Origin of the sequence: Nannocystis punicea, from assembly GCF_026965555.1 — a bacterium.
Lineage (GTDB): Bacteria > Myxococcota_A > Polyangia > Nannocystales > Nannocystaceae > Nannocystis > Nannocystis punicea.
The window spans coordinates 1,310,226-1,329,517 of sequence record NZ_CP114040.1 but is presented as its reverse complement, the minus strand read 5'-3'; the positions used below and the strand labels follow the sequence as shown (position 1 = coordinate 1,329,517).

Genomic DNA, 19,292 nt, shown 5'->3' with positions numbered 1-19,292 from the left:
TCTCTAAAGACAGCCACGCCGACCTTGCCCCGCGAGCACCGGCGTCATCTCAGGACGCCCGTTCACGAGCTGTCTTAAAAGTCAGCCAACGACGACCTGGCCCCGCGAGCGCCGGCGGCATCTCGGGACACTCGTTCACGAGCTGTCTTTAAAGTCAGCCACTCGCGACCTGGGCCCCCGCGAGCGCCGGCGGCATCTCGGGACCCCTGTTCACGAGCTGTCTTTAAAGTCAGCCACCGATGACCTGGCCCCCGCGAGCGCCGGCGGCATCTCGGGACACCCGTTCACGAGCCGTCTTTAGGGTCAGCCAACGACGACCTGGCCCCCGCGAGCGCCGGCGCCGTCCTCGAGGGACCTCGAGCGTCACGCCGCGCATCACCGTCCCGACCCCCTCTGCGATCGCGCCCACAGCCCCCTTTTGAAAGCCCCTACAGGCGCCGCGCGATTTCGCGCCGAAGAAATACGAAACTTTTCGTTGACACTACGAAACCCGTCGTACATCTTCTCGAGCGATGTCTCCGCCGCCTCGACCGACCGACGCCGAGCTGTCGATCTTGCGGGTGTTGTGGTCGACCGGGCCGGCCACCGTGCGCACCGTCTTCGAGGCGTTGCAGGCCGAGCGGGCGGTCAACTACACCACCGTCCTCAAGCTCCTGCAGATCATGACCGACAAGGGGCTCGTCATCCGCGACGAGTCGGCGCGCAGCCACATCTATGCGCCTGCGCAGGCCGAGGCCGAGACCCAGGGTTCGCTCGTGCGCGACCTCCTCGACAAGGCCTTCGCCGGCTCGACCTCTCGCCTCGTCATGCGCGCGCTCGAGGAGCGGCCGGCCAGCGCCGACGAGCTGGCGCAGCTGCGCGAGCTCCTGGCGCGGCTCGAGCGAAGGGGCAACCCATGACCGCCGCGCTCGCCATCCTCGGGGTCCTCGTGCTGCACGCCGCGTGGCTCGGCCTCGCCGCGGCCGCGGTCGCTGCCATCGCCTTGCGGCGGCTCGGCGCCGCCCGCCCGCGTGAGCGCTACGCGGTCGCCCTCGCGGCCTTGCTGGCGGTCCCGCCGGCCGCGCTGCTGTGCGGCCTCTACCCGCGCCTCGCCACCGAGCCCGCGGCGGCCGCCTCCGGGCTCGCCGACCTCGGCGCCACCGTCGCATCCGCCTCCTATTCGCTCGCGCCCGCCACCCCGTGGATCGGCCTCGTCTGGGCCCTCGGGGCCGCCTGGGGCCTGCTCGGTCTGGCCGTCGCCTCCGCTCGCCTCGCGCGGCTGCGGCGACGCGCCCGGCTCTTGCCCGCCGCCGCCGCCGAGCCCCGCCTCGCGCGGGCCCGCGGTCAGCTCGCGTACACCGGCCCGATCGACCTGGCGATCTCGCCGGACGTCGGCGTCCCCACCGTGCTCGGCTGGCGGCGCCCGCTGTGCGCCCTGCCGGCCGCCGCCCTCGCGAGCTGGCCCGGCGACGACCTCGAGTGGCTGCTCGTCCACGAGGTCGCCCACGTCCGTCGCGCCGACGTCGCCTGGGGCTGGGCGCAGAACCTCGTCGAGGTCGCGCTGTTCTTTCACCCCGCCGCGCGCTGGCTGGCCCGCCAGATCCGCCACGAGCGCGAGTGCTGCTGCGACGCCGCCGTCCTCGCCCGGCCCGAAGCCCTCGCCCCCTACGTCCACGCCCTCACCCGCCTCGCCGCGTCCGCTCGACCGTCGCTGCGGCCGGCCCTGTCTGCCACCGGAGGAACCCTCGTGTCTCGCATCGAACGCCTCGTCGATCCCACTGCCCCCATTCCCGCCTGCTCGCGCGGCCTGTGCCTCGCCCTCCTGTGCGGCGCCCTCGCCGGCGCCGGCGCCCTCGCGGCCTGCGAGACCGAGGAGGACGACGCCCCCGCCGTGCCCGCCCTGGCCGCGCCGGCGCCCGCCGAACAAGGCGACGCCTGGCAGCTCCCCGCCGAAGCGCAGGCGAAGCCCGCCGCCGACGAGGCCGCGCCGACGCCGAGCGACGCCGAATGCGATTATCCGATCCCGTTCATCGCCCCGCCCGAGCCCGAACCCGAGCCGGCCGCAGACACCGACGGTTGCTGAGCGGCAGGGCGCCGGGGGCGCGCCAGCGGTGTGATTGTGTAGAGTGTGGAATTTGGGATAATGGCCGCGGCCGTTATTGGGTGATCTACAGGACATGCCCTCATAAACATGTCCTAAAAGCCATCATCCCAACTTCGTCGAGCGCGACGCGACCAGTGCGCACGTCGCGGCGCGATTGCACTCGCACTCTTCCGTGACGAGCGCGGCCCAGCCGTGGACGCCCCGCCATCCTCGCTCGAAGCGCATCGACGTCCGCGAGTTCGCCGGGCGGCCCCTCGCGCCGCGCGCCCTGGGCAGCTGCGCCGGCCTCCGTTATCGTCCGCGGCGATGACCGCCGACGCCCGTCTCGCCGACTTCCCCGTCGTCCGCCGCTGGCCGGTCGCGTGGGGCGACCAGGACACCTTCGCGCACGTCAACAACGTCGTCTATTTCCGCTGGTTCGAGTCGGTGCGAATCGCCTTTTTCGAGGAGATCGGCTGGACCCGGGGCGGCCACACCGGCGGCGTCGGCCCGATCCTCGCCTCGACCTCCTGCGTGTTCAAGGCGCCGCTCACCTATCCGGACACGGTCATCCTCGCCGCTCGCGCCGAGGACATCGGCGACGATCGCTTCACCATGCGCTACCGGATCGTCAGCGAGCGCCTCGATCGCGTCGCCGCCGAGGGCGAGGGCCGCATCGTCAGCTTCGACTACAGCGCCGGCGCGAAGGCCCCGCTGCCCGCAGAGGTCCGCGCCGCCCTCCTGGCCCTTCACCCGTGACGCGACGCGCGCCGCCGGATCGTCCGCGAGCACCTCGATCGCATCCATGCCGGGGCGAGGCCCGCATTGTCCGCTTCGATGCCCGCACCGGCGCGGAGCCCCGCGATCCGCCGAGGTCCGCGCGGCGCTCCTGCCTCCGACCGTGACGCGACGCGCGAGAAACCGCGAGCGCGACCATCGGCCGTGACCGACCTCAGCGACCGCCCGCCCCCGGGTTCGGAGGTCCGGCCGGAGCCGGAGCGAACAGCGTGGCCGCGAGCGATGGATCTCGCACCCCCGACCCGGCGGCGAACGAAGCGGCCGCGGCACCAGGAAGATCCGAGACTTGATACCGCCCGTCGCGATGCCACACCACCCAGCTCCCGTCGGCGAACAGCGCCAGACGGGCCAGCGGCTCGGTGCCTCCGCCCTCCCACAGCTCGAACAGGCCGCTGCTGCGCCGTACGAGCACCTGCGCGCCGTCCAGAGTGAAGGATGCCTGCACCGGCCCCGATGCGAGGACGGCTGCGGGCCGCTGCGGATCGCGGAGCACCGTCGCCTGGTCGGGCCGGCGCATGTCGATGAGCACCGGGTCCCGACCGTCGTCGACGACGAGGAGCCGGGCCTCGAGCCGACTCCATGCCAGCCGGCTCCCCTGGTGGAACGGATGGTACGGCCGCAATCGATGCCGCGGCGAAAGCTCGAGCCGCTCGAGTCTCGCGCGAGAAACCGTCCCCGCGCTCACCTCACCCGAGCAATCGACCGCCGCGAGCCACTGTTCGTCGGCGGAGATCTCGAGCGCCTCGATGCAGCCTCGAGCGCTCTCGGGCAGCCGCACGCGTCGACGTGCGCGACCCCCCGGTCCGAGCTGCTCGATCGCCGAGCTGCCGGCTCTGTGCACATAAACATCACCCGAGCGCGGACCGAGGCTCACCGCCGCCAGCCGCGGCCCCGAGAAATGCACGTCCAACCGTCGCTGCAGACCCTCGCGCGTCCAGACCCGCAGCGCCTCGGCCGAGGCGGCCAGGGCCATGCTCGCGGACACACGGACCTCGCGGCCGGGGCCGCTCCAGGGCAACGTCCCCAGCTCCCTCGCCGCCGCGAGCGAAGCATCCAGGCCGTGCATCGCGGTGCCGCTGCCGCCCTCGACCAACCACAACAGCCCGTCGCCGGCCGGATCGACCAACAACTGCCCGCTCGCGGCGCCCTCCGCCAGTTCCTCTGAAAGATCTCTCCGCCGCGCAGGCCCGGGCGCGCCGGGCGACCAGAGAGTCAGGCTCAGGCCGTCCGACACTGCGAGCTGGCCTCCCGCCACGAACGCCTGAAACGCCCCTCCGGGCGCCAGATCCGCGCGCGGCAGCGCCTTCACGAGGCCGCCTGCGCGGGGGTCGTACAGCCAGGAGCCCTCGTCGGCCGCGAGCAACACGCGACATCCGTCCTCGATCCAGGCCGCGCTCGAGATCGACGCTCCGGGGTGAGACCAGGCATGAAGCCGCAGCGCCGGCGCGATCGACCACAGCTCGGCGTGCTCGGCCCCGAAGAACACCACGTAGTCGCCGTGCTGCGCCGCGCCCTTCGCCGCGAATCCGAGGTCGAGACGGACCTCGCCGGCGGTCGCCTGCTCGCCGAGCAGCCGCACCTCGCCGGCCTGCGCCCAGATCCCCGCCGGCTCGGTCGAGAACCCGAGGATCCGCTGCTTCGAATGCGCGGACAGGACCTCCCCCGAATCGCTCGACCGGACCTCGGAGCCGAGGTTGCCGACCACGGCGATCCGCGCCCGCGACGGATCGTTCACGAAGGACACTCGCACGGCCCCGAGGAACGATCGCTCGTCCGAGAGCGGAGTGACTGCGGCGGCCGGCACACCCCACAGACGCTGTCCCGTGGTCGAGACGACGGTGAACTCCTCGGAGCCGTGGACGACGAGGACCTCACGCGCCCCCGCGAGGTACTCGACCGCGGTCGCGTACGGCACCGTCGCGCTCGGCTTCACGGCGCCGTCGACCACGTCGACACTCACGAGCATCATGCGCGGCAGGACCTCGCCGCTCCCACCTCGCGCGAGCCCGGGCACCGCGACCTCATTCGCCGCAGGGAGCCACACTCGGGCCAGGAGCGTGCGCGGGTCCAGCCAGCCGAGCGCGCCGACGTCGGCGAGGAACGAGCTCTGCACGCCGGTGCGAGCGTCGACGAGCGCAGTGCCGCCACGACCGACGATCGCCGTGCGCGGCCCACCACCGGCGAACCCGTATCCGCCGGCGCGAAGGTGCATCGGCGCCGAATCCGGCGCCTCTCGCTCCGGACAGCCGAGACGCGCGAGCAGCCCCTCGCGCCCGATCGCCGGCGCCGCTCCACCGCCCTCCCGCGCGCCAGGCACCGCCACGGGCGCGGTCCGCCCCGGCGTACACGCGAGGAGCGCGACCCAGACGACGCCGCACCTCCGAACGGAGCGCACCCCTCGATACTAGGACAGGAGCATGAGCCCCGCCAGGGGCGGCCCTGAACTCCCCTCTGCACCACCGCCCGCAGGAGCACGCGCCGCCGCTTTTCTCGCGTCGTTCTTCGAACTCCCCGTATTCACTCCGCCTCCGCTCGGGCACGGTCGGCGGAAGAGAAACACTCCTCGGTGCGACGCGAATGGCGTGAGTGCCTCGCCAGCCCGTCGCTCGAAGCCCCTGCGAATCGATCGTCTCCGACGATATCGAGCTGCCCGAACTCCCAATCATGCGCGACGAGAGTTGCCCTGAAAATGCGAGCATTCACTCGACGGCAGGAATGATTCGGCGCACCGGGCGCACCTCGGGCCCCGCGACGCCATCCCGACAGAGCCCTCTCGAACGACGACCGAGCCGGGCGCTCCGCGGCGCGCCCGGCTCGCCCCGCGCTCACGACTGCACGTGGCTCGGGTCCATGAACACCACCTCCCAGTGGTGCCCGTCGAGGTCATGGAACGCGCGGTAGTACATGAACCCGTAGTCCTTGGGCTCGCCGATGGCCGATCCCCCGCCTTCGATCGCCGTGTTCACCAGGCGGTCGACCTCCTCGCGGCTGCCGGCCGACAGCGCGAACAGGCCCTCGACGTGCGTGCGGGTGTCGCAGATCTGCCGCGACGTGAAATCCTTGAAGCGCTCCTCGGTCAACAGCATGAAGAACGCCTCCTCGCTGACGATCATGCAGGTCGCCTTCTCGTCCGTGAACTGCGGGTTGAAGGTGAACCCGAGCTTGGTGAAGAAGTCGACAGTGCGCTTGAGATCGCGGACGGGCAGGTTGACGAACAGCTTGCGCGAGTGGGTGCTTGCCATGGTGGTTCCTCCTTGAATGTTCTGGACTACAGACCGAGGCCGCTTCCTCGACTCATCGGTCGCTCGCAAAGAATTTTAAAAGATAGAGTTCTTACGGGTCGAGCGCCGGCGGCAGCCCGAAGCGCGGGAACAACGCCGCAGTGTCGAGGAACGAGTTGAGGCCGACGATCTGGTCGCCGGCCGTCTCGAGCACGATGAGCGCCCACGCTTTGTGGCCCCCGTCGGGGTTCGGCCGGTACTGCCCGAACGCCAGCGAGCCCGAGGCCGCGGTCGGGACCAGCCGCGACCCGCGACAGCCCGCGCCGCGGCCCGACAGCCACGTGCGGATCGTCGGCAGCCCGCGCAGCCACAGCGAGTACGGCGGCATCGACAGCGTCGCGTCCTGGTGGAGCAGGCTCGACAGCGCGTCCATGTCGTAGCGCTCGAACGCCTCGACGAACCGCTCGAGCAGCTGCGACTGCGAGGCCGAAAGCGGCGCGCCCCCGAGCTCCGCGCCGCGGCTCGCCATCGTCGCGCGGGCCCGCTGCAGCGCGCTGTTCACCGCCGCCACCGACGTCTCGAGGCTGCCCGCGACCTCGACCGCCGGCCAGCCGAGCACCTCGGTGAGCAGCAGCACCGCCCGCTGCCGCGGCGGCAGGTGCTGCAGCGCCGCCACGAAGGCCAGGCGGATGCTCTCGCGCAGGCTGGCGCGCTCGTACGGGTCGGCGTCGGCGGGCAGCGCCTGCGCGTCGGGGATCGGCTCGACCCACCGCTCGCCCGGCATCGACACCAGCACGTCCTCGACCGTGCCCACCGGCCCGAGCTCCATCGGCCGCGCCCGCCGCGAGCGCCGGCTCAGCGCGTCGAGGCACACGCGCGTGGCGATCCGGTACAACCAGGTGCGCAGCGACGCCCGGCCCTCGAAGCGGTCGAGCGCCCGCCAGGCCCGCACCAGCGTCTCCTGCACCGCGTCGTCGGCCTCCGCGGCCGAGCCGAGCATGCGGTAGCAGTGGCCGGTGAGCGCCGCGCGGTGCAGCTCGAGATCGTTCGCCGTCGCGTGCGGGCTGGCGACATCGTTCATCGCCGCCGAGGTGTACCAGGCCCGCCGGCCCCAGCAAAGCGCCCTGAAGCCGCCGGAGCCCGCAACAGAGTAGCGGCCTCCGCACGCCTCGCACTTCCGACTCGACTCCCGGCCCCGAGCTCGCGGGCGAGGATGAGTCCCGTCGTACCTCTCCCGACTCGCCGGTCGCCGATGGATCGCCACACCGGCGCACGAGTCGCGGCGCCAGGCCGAGGCCGCCGCGTAACCCGAGAGTCCACGGCCCCTCGAAGTCACCGCGAATCCACGGCCCTTCGAAGTCCACGACGAAAGCCATCGAGCCGGATCCACGACCCTTCGAGGTCGCGACGAACCCGTCCATCGCATCGCGTGACCTGAAACAACCGCCGAACCCGCGGGGCCGCCAGCCAGGGGCCGGTCGCGCACCCGGAGCATGCGGACCACGAGCGAAGCCATGCGGGCTCGACCACGCGCCGGAACACGATCGCGCCCGCGAGCGCTCCGCCTCCGCGTCATGGAGGCAGCAGTCGATCCGCGCGGTGCCCCTCCACTGCCGAGCCCGCCACGCGGCCCACCCCTCATGACGAGCCGGTCTCCGTCCTCGCGTCCCTCCGACCTCGTACATGTCTCTCGGGACATCTCCAGCCCTGCCGCGAGCATCTGTCTCTCGGGACAGCCCGCGCTTCGCGCCCCGACCCTCGTCCCGGGCGCGTCCTCGCGCCTCCGCTGGAGGGCCCCCGGCCCGCGGAGCGGGGCGCCCGCACCTGCCCGGGCTGACCGCGGCGGACAGGCCGGCTAGAGTGGCCGCATGCGCCTGTTTGGCTTACTGCTGTGCGTCTCCGCCTGCACCCTCGAGAACCCCGCGTTCTTCGTCACCGACGGCGCCAGCGCCACCGGCGACTCGAGCACCGACCCGACCCGACCGACGAGCAGCACCAGCGCGCCGACCAGCACGACCGCCGCGTCCGCGGCGACCACCGACGAGTCCGGCACCACCGACCCGGCCACCACCGCGAACGTCAGCAACAGCGACGTCACCACCGACCCGCCGGCCACCTCGTCGACCACCACCACCGACGCGACGACGAGCACCACCGACTCGCAGCCGATGACCGCGACCAGCAGCGACTCGAGCGGCGTCGACACCGGAATGTCTTGCGGCTTCGTCGAATTCACCGAGCCGCAGCTCCCGCTCCGCGTCGTCGAGGACAACGCCTGGCCGGACACGGCCAAGTGCAAGGAGTGGCAGATGCAAGAGCACGTCGGCAGGCTCGAGGCCGCCCCTTACGGCTTCAAGGTCGTCTCGGACATGGAGTGCGGGCTGCCGCTGCCGGGCGGGGGCTTCGTCTTCCAGCTCGACCTCGGGCAGGAGCTCCCGGCGCACAACTTCGAGTGCATCAAGTTCCGCTTCGTCGTCCACGAAGGTCCCGCGTCGTGCCTGGTCTCTGCCCTGTCCGTCGCGCACGCGGGCATGCCTGTCCTTCTCGGCACCTTCGGCCGGACCGAGGCGCTCGATCCGAACATGGCCTACAAGATCGGCTTCAAACCGGTCGACATGTGCGGCGACTGCCCGGACTGCTGCACCCCGTCCCCCGGCAACTACGCCTTCGAGCTGCAGGGCGAGCAGGTCGCCCAGGGCCAGGACGAGTCGTTCATGTTCGACGGCAAGGAGCACAAATTCCGCAACCTGCGCTCGCACGTCCACGACGAGTGCGAGGCCCCCGCCCCCGACTGGCTGCACTTCGACTGGCTGGTGCTCCGCCTCCAATGAGAGCGGCCGCTCCGCGCAACGCGGAGCGCTCGCCCGCCGCGCGGATCAATCGATCGGGTGCATCGCCCCGCGGATCGTCTGGTGCACCACCTGGGCGCCGACCTCGAGCCTGCGGGCGATGTCCTCCATCACGTGCAGCTCCTCCTCGCTGACCGAGCCGTCGGCGGCGGCGACGATCGTCAGGTGCTGCACCAGCTGGGCCCGGTTGCGCAGCGGCACCTCGAGGGCGGCCTCGATGCGCCCGTCGAGGTCGCCGAGCAGCTTGGGCACGTCGGTCGGCTCGTCGGCGTGGTCCGAGCCGAGCAGGCGGCCCAGCGCCTCGAGCTCGGCCGGCTCGACCCCGCCCGACGCGGCCGCCACCGCCAGCCCCGCGGTGTAGAGCAGCCGCCGCAGCGTGTCCGACGTCTGGTTCTTCTCCTCGAGGTACGACGGCTCCATCAGCTGCAGGTCGCGCTCGATCACCTGCTCGACGTCCTCGAGCGACCAGGCGCTGTCGGTGCTGCGGCCCAGCGCCTCGAGGTACGGTTCCGAGCGGCTGAACGCCCACACCGCGCGCACGCGCACCGGGTTGTACGGGTGCGTGCTGAAGCAGTCGAGGGTGTCCTCGTCGTACTCCTTCTCGCGCGCCTCGGGGGCCGAGGCCAGGCTCTCGACCTGGCGGGCGAAGGTCGCCAGGTCGGGCCGCACCCGCTCGCTGGCCATGCCGCTGGCGAGCTTGAAAAAGCCGCTCGCGGCCGCCTCCGGGTCGCCCGCGCACAGCAGGCCGATGCGGTCGGCCGACAGCTCGGCGCTGCGGCACCACGCGTAAAGCCGCAGCGACGTCGGCCGCGAGACGAACGGGATCCCCAGCTCCTCGATGGTCGCGGTGATCGGCATCGGCAGGCCGTAGTGGTCGAACACCGCGTGCCCGAGCTCGTGGCCGATCACGAACCGCAGCTCGGCCGGCGTGAACGCCTCGAGCAGCCGGCTCGACAGCGTCAGGACCGTCGGCCCCTTGACCTCGCGGTGGCACGTCGCGTTGAACTGGTGCTCGGGGGTCACGTAGACCTCGACCGGAAAGTCGTAGCCGAGCATCTCCTTGCACCGCGCCACGGTGTCGGCGATCTCCGGCGACATCGACCGCGTCAGCCGCAGCGTCGAGCTGAGCAGGTTGCGCCGGTAGCCGTAGCCCTTGCCGCCGCGCCACTCGCGGAGCTTGGCCAGGGCCTTCTTCACCCCGAAGTCCTGCATCACCTCGTCGCGCAGCTGCTGCTCGCGCCGGACCTGGAACTGCCGCGGATCAATGCGCATCGGTTCACCTCTCGCGTCGCACCCGTCTCGAAGCTCACAAACGGCGCGCGCCGCCCCGGACCGCCGAGCGGCACCGGGTCGGCGCGCCACACTGCCCGCTCACGCGATCACGCGCGGGCATACTTCAGCGTCAACACCTCGAGGATCTTGGTCGCCAAGCTGTCCTCGACGTTGAGCACGCGCTGCATCGCCTCGAGCATCGCGTCCTCTTGCTCGTCGACGTCGCCGCTCGACATCGCGATGTCGGCCGCCAGCAAGTAGGCCTTGTTCTTGACCAGCTGCGACGACAGGTCGCCGAGCGCCTTGACCGAGTCCTTCAGGTTGGGGAAGCGCTTCAGGATCTTCACCGCCTCCTGGTACACGTCGCCGAACTCCTTGCCCTCGAACTCGGGCAGCTGGGCGAAGTAGCTCTCGACGGTCGGCAGCTCCGCCTCGTCGAAGCTCCCGTCGGCGCCGCACATCAGCAGCATCCCGTGGAGGAGCAGGGCGTCGTCGGTGGGCTTCTTCTGCGGCGTCACCTTGCCGGTCAGTTTGGACAGCAGACCCATGAGGTAGTCACTCCTTGATCCCGCAGGTCGCGGGCGCAGGAAGTGTCGGCGAGGCGACCGCCGCGTACAAGGGTCAAACGGCGCGGCCGCACCGCCCCCCGCCGTCGCATCGAAACAACGTTTCACGGCCCTCCAAGCCGCCGACGAGCGACGCCCCCGGCGACGCGGGCGGCCGTCCCCGCGTCCCCGCGCGACGGGGGTGACGACCGCCGCGGAGCCCCGTGCCGAGGCCGCCGGCCCCGACCTCTGCACACACAACGACCTCGGCAGGGGGGCGCAGATCTCGCCCCCTGCGGAGGGTGATCCGCCCCCACGGCCATCCTCTCGGACCGCAGTAACCGGATGGTTCGCCTCGGCAACCGCGGCCGGGCGGGCAGCGCCCCCGCCGGGTCGTCCTTCGCAAGCCTCCCGGCCCTCTGCGTGCGCCCTCGCGGCCACGGACGCGCAACGCCGACGCTCGCGCGCTCGACGCCCGGACGCTGCGTAAGCATCCGTTCATCTTTCTCTGCCGCCCGGCCGCCCGCCGCGAGCGCCGCTCCGCCTGGTCGAGCGACGAACGCTGCGACGCGTCCCCGACGGCCGTGCGCGGCTCCTCGACGCGCTCGCAGTGCCCGAGCGCGTCACCGACCCACGCCGACGCGCCCGCGCTGCGAGCGTCCGCCAGCGCGCTCCACCGGCAGAGAAGAACTCGCGGAGCGTTCGTGGCGCCGCCGCCTCTGCAGCGGCGCGGAGCGCCTCGCGCTCATTCTGCCAGCGGACCTGCGCCGCCGAGCGCCCGGCGATACGCGGCATCGCGGGCTGAATTGCCGCGTGCGACGCGAATGAAGCCGCGCTCACCCGACTGTGAATTCTTCGTCATGCGCTCGTATCGAGCCCTGTCTGTGTGCACCCTCGAGTCCACGGGCCCCGTCCGGGGCGCGCCGTTATTGGCCGGCGAACATCGCTGCATTCGTCACACGTCGGCCAGGGAGACCGTCGACAATGACCACATCAGACGCCGCGCTCGCGCACGGCCCCCGCGATCGCCTTCGTCACGCGCTCGAGCGGGCGGCCCAATGGTTGCCGATCCAGGCCCCGCTGGAGGTCTTCGTCCACAACAACCTGCTCGTCGCGTTCCAGCACCTGCCGTTCCACCAGGCCATGCTCGCGGCGCGCCGCAAGCTCGGCGTGCGCGGCTACTTCCCCGAGGAGCGCTACCGCCACGAGCACGCGGCCGGGCGGATCACCGAGGCCGACCTCGACGCGGTGTTCGCCGACGAGCCGCTGTCGGACGAGCCGCTCGTCCCCGGCTTCCCGTCGGCGCGGACCGCCGCCCGCGTCGTCACCCGCTACAGCATCGGCGCCGAGACGCCGGCCGACTTGCACTGGAAGATCGTCGAGGAGCAGGCCACCACGTACTTCGCCGCCGACACCACCGACGACGCGCGCAACGCCATCCTCGCCGCCACCGCCGACTGGCTGCAGCCGCAGCTCGCCCACCTGCAAGGCCACGAGGCCGAGCTGACGGCGCAGATCGTCGGCCGCCCGCCGTTCCGCACGCCGATGGCCGAGCTGACGGCGCTGCTCGGCGACCGCCTGCACCCGGCGGCGTTCGCCGAGCGCCGCGAGCCGGTGGCCGTGCGCGCGCTGTGGACCGCCTGCGTCGACGCCTGCGCCCACTACGCCGGCATGCCGGTGATCGGCGCGCGCAAGCTGTGGACCCACCGCGAGCTGCTGCGCGCCTGCACCGACATCGACGCCAACGACCTGGTGCACCCGGTGCTGATCCCGCTGTGCGCGGCGTTCCTCGACCGCGGCCAGTCGCACTGGTCGATGCCCGACCGCGCCGACGGGTTCTTCCAGGCGTGGCTGCGGATCAAGCAGGCGGGCGTGTCGATCCGCCCGAGCTGGCTGGGGGGCGCCGGCAAGCGCATGAAGGACTGGCAGGCCCGCGGCGTGACGGCCGAGGACGTCGCGCTCGAGCTGCTGGCGGAGCTCGGCGTCGAGGCCGACGAGGTCGAGGCCTACGTCGAGCGCACTCTGCTGCAGCTGCCCGGCTGGTCCGGCATGTTCCACCGCCTGGAGCACGCGCCCGGCCCGATCGGCCGCTCGCGCGCGAAGATCGAGCTGCTCGACTTCCTGGCGGTGCGCCTCGCCCTCGACCTGTTCGCCTTCCGCGACATCGCCCGCCAGGTCGGACACACCGGCCCGGCCGCGCAGCTCCGCCGCGTCTGCGCCGGCCTGCCGCAGATCGCCCCGCCACAGGTCCGCGGCCCGCACGACACCGCCTGGCCGCTGTTCCAGCTGGCGCAGCACGCCGGCGTCGGCGCGCCGACGATCCGCGCCGCCAGCCGCGGCGAGATCGACACCCTCGTCGCCTTCCTCGACCGCCACGACGACATGACTCGCATGCGCCTGTGGCACGAGGCCTACGAGCGCCACTACCGGGTCGAGCTGCTCGACGCGGTCGCGGCCAACGCCCGCCACGCCCGCATGCCGGAGGTGCCCCCGCGCTTCCAGGTGATGCTGTGCCTCGACGACCGCTTCGAGTCGTCGCGCCGCTATCTCGAGGAGATCTCGCCGGAGGTCGAGACCTACGGCGGCCCGGGCTTCTTCGGCGTCGCGTTCGCCTACCAGGGCATCGACGACCCGCGCACCTTCCCGTTGTGCCCGGTGATCGTCACCCCGCAGCACCGCATCGACGAGGTCGTGCTGACGCAGCAGTTCGACCTCGCCCAGCTGCGCAAGCAACGGATGCAGCAGATCGCCAGGGCCAGCGCGCTGTTCGGCCGGGCCTCGCGCTCGCTGTGGCTCGGCCTGTTCGTCAGCATCGTCACCGGCGTGTTCTCGGTGGTGCCGCTCCTGCTGTCGATCTTCTCCCCGCGCGCCGCCGGACGCCTGCGCCAGGCGCTGCGCAAGAAGATCCTGCCCGAGCCGAAGACCCGCCTCACGCCGGCGCGCATCGGCCTCGACAAGGCCCCCGGCGAGGACCTGCTGCCCGGCTTCTCGGTCGACGAGATGGCCGCCCGCGTCGCCTCGCTGCTGGAGAACCTCGGCATGACGAAGCGCTTCGGCAAGCTGATCGTCGCCCTCGGCCACGACACCTCGTCGGTCAACAACCCGCTGCTCGCCGCCTACTCGTGCGCCGCGTGCGGCGGCCGCAGCGGCGGGCCCAACGCGCGCTACCTGGCCCACATCGGCAACCGCCCCGACGTGCGCGAGCGGCTGGCCGAGCGCGGCATCGTCATCCCGCCCGACTCGGTGTTCGTCGCCGGCGTCTACGACACCAGCGCCGAGGCGATCTCGTGGATCGACGAGGACCTGCTGCCGGCCTCGGCCCGCAGCGAGCTCGCCGACCTCAAGGTGATCCTCGCCGAGATGTGCCGCCGCAACGCGATCGAGCGCTGCCGGCGGTTCGTGACCGCGCCGAAGCTGAACGGCCCCGACGCCGCGTGGAAGCACGCCGAGGCCCGCTCGGTCGACCTCAGCGAGCCGCGGGCCGAGCTCGGCCACTCGACCTGCGCCTGCAGCATCGTCGGCCGGCGCGAGCTGAGCTACGGCCTGTTCCTCGACCGCCGCTGCCTGCTGATCTCCTACGACCCGACCTCCGACCCCGACCACAAGATCCTCGAGCGCACCCTCGCCGCGACCTCGCCGGTCGGCGCCGGCATCGCCCTCGATTACTACTGCTCGAGCGTCGACCCCGAGAAGCTCGGCTCCGGCACCAAGCTGCCGCACAACGTCACCGCCCTGGCCGGGGTGATGAACGGCTCGTCGAGCGACCTGCGGACCGGCCTGCCGACCCAGGCGACCGAGATGCACGAGCCGATGCGCCTCGAGGTGATCGTCGAGGCCACCCCCGAGGTGCTGCAGGACATCCTGACCCGCCAGGCCGCGGTCGCCGAGCTGGTGCTGAACGAGTGGGTGCGGGTCACCGCGATCCACCCCGAGACCCGCGAGATGTGGACCTTCGACGCCCGCTTCGGCTTCCGCAAGTACGAGCCGACGCCCGTCGAGCTGCCGGTGGTCCCGCGCTCCGAGGACTGGTGCGCCGGCCGCGTCGAGTGCCTCAAGCCCGCGCGCGTCGTCACCCCCAACGAGGTGAAGCATGCTTCCTGATCTGCTGTCCGCCGGCTTCGCTCTGGCGCCCGTGTGGCCGGCGCTGGGCGCCATCGTCATCGCCCTGCTGCTGCTCCCGCGCGCCCGCCCGTCGGAGCGCCTGGTCGCCCGCATCACCACCGTCGCGGTGTGGCTGAGCCTCCTCAGCGCCGCCTGCGGGCTCGCGCTCCACCTGTCCCATGGGCCAGTCGACTACCGACTCGGCAACTGGTACGACGCCGCCGAGTACAGCTTCCCGCTGGTGATGCTGTTCGACGGCCTGGCCGCGGTCATGTCGGCCTTCGTCGCCCTCATGGTGGTGACCACGGTGCGGTTCTCGACCACCTACCTGCACCGCGAGCCGGGCTTCGTCCGCTTCTTCGTGCTCACCCTGTTCTTCGCCGCCGGCATGCAATTGCTGGTTCTGGCCGGCAGCGTCGAGCTGCTGTTCATCGGCTGGGAGTTCGTCGGTCTCAGCTCGGTGCTGCTGGTCGCCTTTTTCCACGAGCGGGCCATGCCGGTGCAGGCCGCCCTGCGCGTGCTCGTCACCTACCGCGTGTGCGACATCGGCCTGCTGCTCGGCGCGGTCGGCCTGCACCACTGGCTCGGCACCACCGTGTGGGTCGACATCTTCGCCCGGCTGCCGGGCCACGCCGGCGCGGCCGCGGGGCTGGCGATCGGCCTGGCGCTGGTGTTCGCGGCCATGGGCAAGTCGGCGCAGTTCCCGGTCGGCGGCTGGCTGCCGCGAGCGATGGAGGGCCCGACGGCCTCCTCCGCGGTGTTCTACGGCAGCCTCTCGGTCCACGCCGGGGTGTTCCTGCTGCTGCGCGCGGCCCCGCTGCTCGAGCAGTCGCTGACGACGCGGGTCGTCCTGATCGTCGTCGGCCTGACGACCGCGGTGATCGCCGCGCTCAGCAGCCAGGTCAGCGCCGACGCCAAGTCGGCGGTGGCCCACGCGACCGCCAGCCAGGTCGGCCTGATGTTCGTCGAGTGCGGCCTCGGCTTCTACACCCTCGCCACCGTCCACCTGATCGCCCACGCGACCCTGCGCTACTACCAGTTCCTGCGCACGCCCACCGCCCTGCACGACGCGCTGTGGCAGCAGGCCGCGCTCGGCCGCACCGACTCCGACGAGGCCGCCGCGCGCTGGGAGGGCGTCGCCCTGGTCCGCCGGCGCGCGCTGTACCGCCTCGCGCTCGAGCGCTTCGCCGTCGAGCCCGCGCTCGACCGCCTCGTCACCCGCCCGATCATGAACCTCTCGCGCCTGCTCGACCGCCTCGAGAACGGCCTCCTCGCCCTGCACGGCCGCCAGCCCGAGGCCGGCACCGGCGCCCCGCTGCCGGTCATGGCCCCCGACCTCAACGGCGACCGCGCGCCGGCCCGGCCCGCCCTCTCCGACCTGCGCGCCGACCACGGCGCGCCGGAGGCCCGCACATGACCCACGACCTCGTCGCCCTCGCGATCCCGCTGCTGTGGCTGTTCCCGCTGCTCGCGGCGTTCGTGGTCCAGTTCCTGATCCGCGAGCCCACGCGCCAGCGCGACGTCGCCATCGGCGTCGCCTGGGTGGTCTTCTTCGTCGCTCTCGGCGTGTTCCTGCTCAACGGCTGGGACTCGCACTTCGACCGCGACGACCTCGAGTCGGGCCTGTTCATGTCGCTGCGCTTCCACATGGCGGTCGACGGCCTCAACGCCCTGCTCCTGCCGATGACCGCCGCGATCGCCCTGGCCTCGCTGCTGTCGACCCCGCGCTCCGACCTCCGCGGCAACACTGCCGCGCGGATCCTCGCGGTGGAGGGCACCCTGCTCGGCTGCTTCCTCGCGCTCGACGCCGCCACCCTCGCGCTGTTCTGGATCGGCTCGATGCTGCCGCTGTGGCAGGACACCCGGCGCAGCAAGTCGCGGCCGCTGCACCTCGTCATGACCCTCGCCATCGCCGGCACCACCCTCGCGCTGGTGACCGCGCTGGCGATCATGGCCCAATCCGGCGCCGCCGGCTCCGCCTCGCCGTTCGACCTGCACGCGCTGGCGCAGGCCAGCACCTCGCTGCCGCCGGTGGTCGGGTGGTTGTTCCTGTTCGCCGCCCTCCTGCGCATGGGCGTGTTCCCCGTGCACTTGTGGCTGACCGCCGCCGGCTGGCGCGCCCCTGGTTACTCGGCGATGCCGGCGCTGTTCACCTCTCTCGGCTCGTTCGCCCTGGCGCGCGTGGTCATGCCGCTGTTCCCGCAGCTGTGCGAGCAGGTGTCGACGCCGCTGGTGATCCTCGGCGCGGTCACTGCCCTCTACGGCGCCGTCCTCGCGGTCGGCCAGTACGACCTGCGGCGCGTCATCAGCTACTTCTGGGTCAGCCAGATGGGCCTCGTGCTCACCGGCCTGGCCACCCTCAACGCCCCCGGCGTGTCGGGCGGGCTGCTCCAGTCGATGTCGTCGGTGGTCGAGGTCTGCGGCCTCATGCTCATCGCCCTCGAGGTCGAGGCCCGCGCCGGCACCACCGACATGCGCCTCCTCGGCGGTCTGGTCCGCCGCGCTCCGCGGCTCACCACCGGCTTCTTGCTGCTGTCGGCGTCGGCCGTCGGCTTCCCCGGCACGATCTCCTTCGTCGCCGAGGACCTGGCGATCCAGGGCCTCCTCTACGAGCATCAGCTGGCCGCCGCGCTCATGCTCGTCGTCACCGCGATCAACGGCGTCGCCCTGTTCAAGGCGTTCAAGCAGACCTTCCTCGGCCCCGGCTCGCAGCACGCCAAGGACCTGCGCTCGTTCGCCGACCTGCGCGGCTGGGAGTACCGCGCCTCGGTCGCGCTGATGGCCACCCTGCTGATCGGCGGTCTCATGCCGCAGCCGCTGCTGGCGGTGCGGGCCGGCGTCGTCGACGCGCTGCGGAAGCTCGAGCCGGCCAACGCCGTCGCGCACGCCGCCCCGCCGCACGACGACGACGACGATTGAAGCCCGGGATCGCGAGTGAGATGTCCCCTCGGACATCTCACTCGCGACGCCGCGACCCACCGGACTCCATGTCTCTTCAGACATGTCGCTCGCGGTGTCATTTCAACGCTGTCCCCCGCAGCGCGCGAGCCGCCTCGGCGTGAGCCACACGAGCCGGCGGACCTGACGCGCCGCTCTCCTCGCGCGCCGCTGTCGCGACGGATGTCGCACGCATCACAAAATCGGCGCACCGCCACCGGCGGTGGAGCCGCAGGACCGGATGGAGACAAGCCCAACATCGTTCACGGCCGCCAGTCATCGCTCGCGGCCGGCGTGCTTGTGCCTGTCCGAAGCTCGCGCAACTTCGGGAGCCCTCGCCTTCGAGCGCCCGGAGTGAGAACCATGTCCACCGCCGAAATCTCCGACAACAAGTGGGAACTCGAAGCCTCCAGGCCGCCGATCGGCACGACCACCGGGGTCCTCCAGATCGTCGTCATCGCCGTCTTCGCCGGCCTGTTCGTGTGGATGCTGTCCTTCGCCCTCCGGGGCATCTTCGGCGCCCAGCGCGAGACCCTCGCGGATCAGTACGGTCGTCTCACCGTCGACGGCAAGCCCGCCGCCGCGCCCGCCCCCCGCTGAGCGGGCGCCGGCCATTCGCCGGATGTCCCCGAGGACACTTCCTTTAGAACCTGTCGCAACGGACAGCTCAGAAGCGCAGCCCGAGCTGCAGCCCGCCGCCGGCGCGGGTCCACAGCGGCCCGCCGGTCCACTCGACGCGGCGGCGCGCCGCCAGCTCGTAGTAGTGCGTCACAGCCCGATCGCGCCGGGTCTGGCGCAGCGCGAGGCCGCCGAGGATCGCCGCGGTGATCGACAGCGCGACGCCGGTGCTGAGCGCGACGACCCCGCCGATGTCGTTGTCACGGTGGCCGAACGCGGTCGGCTTGTCCGACGGCGTGATGCCGATGAGGAACGCGCCGGCCCCGATCCCGGCGATGCCGAGCGCCGTCAGCACCATCGCCGGCGCCCGCAGCCGCCGCCGCCGCGACTCGATCTGGGCCGCCTCGCTGGCCTGGAAATAGAGCGCGTCGATCCGCCGCTCGAGCTCCGGCCGGTCCGCCACCGTCTGCTCGAGCTCGACGACGTACGCCAGGTCCTGCGCCTCGGCCCGCAGGAACGCCGCGCTCGGCGCATGAGCCACCCCCAGCCGGGCGTAGACCTCCGCCCGCAGGCGATACGCAGCCGCCCAGCTCGGCGCCGCCGCGAGCACGTAGTTCAGCTCCGTCAGCGCCTGCTCGAGCTGCCCGGCCGCGAGCGCCTGCTCGGCCCGCGCGTGGGCCTGCTGGACCTCTCCGTGCTCGTGCGCGGGTGCCTCGGTCGGCGCGGTCGGGACATCCTCGGCCGGCCGCTCCTCGCTCGCCGAGCTTTCGACCCCCGCCGGCGCCGCAGGAGCCGGCTCCGACGCCCGCACGGGAGCCGCCACGGCGCACGCCAGCGACACTGCGAGGAGTTGCGAGAGCGTGCGGCCCATGGACGAAGCGCAGCCTAC

The 19,292-nt window shown here is 72.1% G+C and carries 14 protein-coding genes; 8 read left to right on the top strand and 6 right to left on the bottom strand.

Annotated features, from left to right (window positions below; all coding sequences use genetic code 11):
* The first annotated feature begins 512 nt into the window (after window positions 1-512).
* The 3 genes from O0S08_RS05125 (at window position 513) to O0S08_RS05115 (ending at window position 2,821) form a co-directional block, all read left to right on the top strand.
* Window positions 513-899 (top strand): BlaI/MecI/CopY family transcriptional regulator, encoded by a 387-nt coding sequence (locus O0S08_RS05125; RefSeq protein WP_269037864.1) that lies wholly within the window; start codon window positions 513-515, stop codon window positions 897-899.
* A complete protein-coding gene (locus O0S08_RS05120) occupies window positions 896-2,062 on the top strand; it encodes a M56 family metallopeptidase (RefSeq protein ID WP_269037863.1) in 1,167 nt (388 codons plus the stop codon). The genes O0S08_RS05125 and O0S08_RS05120 overlap by 4 nt, the downstream gene beginning before the upstream one ends.
* Window positions 2,063-2,389: 327 nt before the next feature.
* Complete coding sequence (locus tag O0S08_RS05115; protein WP_269037862.1) at window positions 2,390-2,821, top strand: acyl-CoA thioesterase; 432 nt, start codon at window positions 2,390-2,392, stop codon at window positions 2,819-2,821.
* Window positions 2,822-3,014: 193 nt separating this feature from the next.
* On the opposite strand, the gene O0S08_RS05110 is transcribed toward O0S08_RS05115, so the two are convergent.
* From O0S08_RS05110 to O0S08_RS05100, 3 genes are all read right to left on the bottom strand, one after another.
* Complete coding sequence (locus O0S08_RS05110; protein WP_269037861.1) at window positions 3,015-5,072, bottom strand: hypothetical protein; 2,058 nt, start codon at window positions 5,070-5,072, stop codon at window positions 3,015-3,017.
* Between the two features lie 613 nt (window positions 5,073-5,685).
* Entirely contained in the window at window positions 5,686-6,102 is a 417-nt protein-coding gene (locus O0S08_RS05105; protein ID WP_269037860.1) for a VOC family protein, read from the bottom strand.
* Window positions 6,103-6,193: 91 nt separating this feature from the next.
* Complete coding sequence (locus O0S08_RS05100; protein ID WP_269037859.1) at window positions 6,194-7,162, bottom strand: sigma-70 family RNA polymerase sigma factor; 969 nt, start codon at window positions 7,160-7,162, stop codon at window positions 6,194-6,196.
* A gap of 787 nt (window positions 7,163-7,949) precedes the next feature.
* Between O0S08_RS05100 and O0S08_RS05095 the strand changes: the two genes are divergently transcribed.
* Entirely contained in the window at window positions 7,950-8,912 is a 963-nt protein-coding gene (locus O0S08_RS05095) for a hypothetical protein (protein ID WP_269037858.1), read from the top strand.
* 45 nt (window positions 8,913-8,957) lie between these two features.
* Here O0S08_RS05095 and O0S08_RS05090 read toward each other — a convergent pair whose 3' ends face one another.
* On the bottom strand, window positions 8,958-10,202 hold the full coding sequence (locus O0S08_RS05090; RefSeq protein WP_269037857.1) for a M48 family metallopeptidase: 1,245 nt from the start codon (window positions 10,200-10,202) through the stop codon (window positions 8,958-8,960).
* Window positions 10,203-10,309: 107 nt separating this feature from the next.
* Window positions 10,310-10,750 carry a tellurite resistance TerB family protein gene (locus tag O0S08_RS05085; protein WP_267772234.1) on the bottom strand — a complete coding sequence of 147 codons (441 nt, stop codon included), beginning with the start codon at window positions 10,748-10,750 and terminating at the stop codon, window positions 10,310-10,312.
* Window positions 10,751-11,731: 981 nt separating this feature from the next.
* Here O0S08_RS05085 and O0S08_RS05080 point away from each other — a divergent pair.
* The 4 genes from O0S08_RS05080 to O0S08_RS05065 all read left to right on the top strand — a co-directional run bounded on the left by O0S08_RS05080 (window position 11,732) and on the right by O0S08_RS05065 (window position 18,385).
* Window positions 11,732-14,848, top strand: coding sequence for a DUF2309 domain-containing protein (locus O0S08_RS05080; protein ID WP_269037856.1), 3,117 nt, complete (start codon window positions 11,732-11,734; stop codon window positions 14,846-14,848).
* Window positions 14,838-16,265 (top strand): proton-conducting transporter transmembrane domain-containing protein, encoded by a 1,428-nt coding sequence (locus O0S08_RS05075; protein WP_269037855.1) that lies wholly within the window; start codon window positions 14,838-14,840, stop codon window positions 16,263-16,265. The genes O0S08_RS05080 and O0S08_RS05075 overlap by 11 nt, the downstream gene beginning before the upstream one ends.
* The gene (locus O0S08_RS05070) at window positions 16,262-17,767 is read left to right on the top strand and encodes a complex I subunit 4 family protein (protein WP_269037854.1); all 1,506 of its coding nucleotides are present in this window, start codon (window positions 16,262-16,264) and stop codon (window positions 17,765-17,767) included. The genes O0S08_RS05075 and O0S08_RS05070 overlap by 4 nt, the downstream gene beginning before the upstream one ends.
* A 381-nt stretch (window positions 17,768-18,148) precedes the next feature.
* Entirely contained in the window at window positions 18,149-18,385 is a 237-nt protein-coding gene (locus O0S08_RS05065; protein WP_269037853.1) for a hypothetical protein, read from the top strand.
* A gap of 67 nt (window positions 18,386-18,452) precedes the next feature.
* Here O0S08_RS05065 and O0S08_RS05060 read toward each other — a convergent pair whose 3' ends face one another.
* Entirely contained in the window at window positions 18,453-19,274 is an 822-nt protein-coding gene (locus O0S08_RS05060) for a hypothetical protein (RefSeq protein ID WP_269037852.1), read from the bottom strand.
* Window positions 19,275-19,292: the final 18 nt, after the last annotated feature.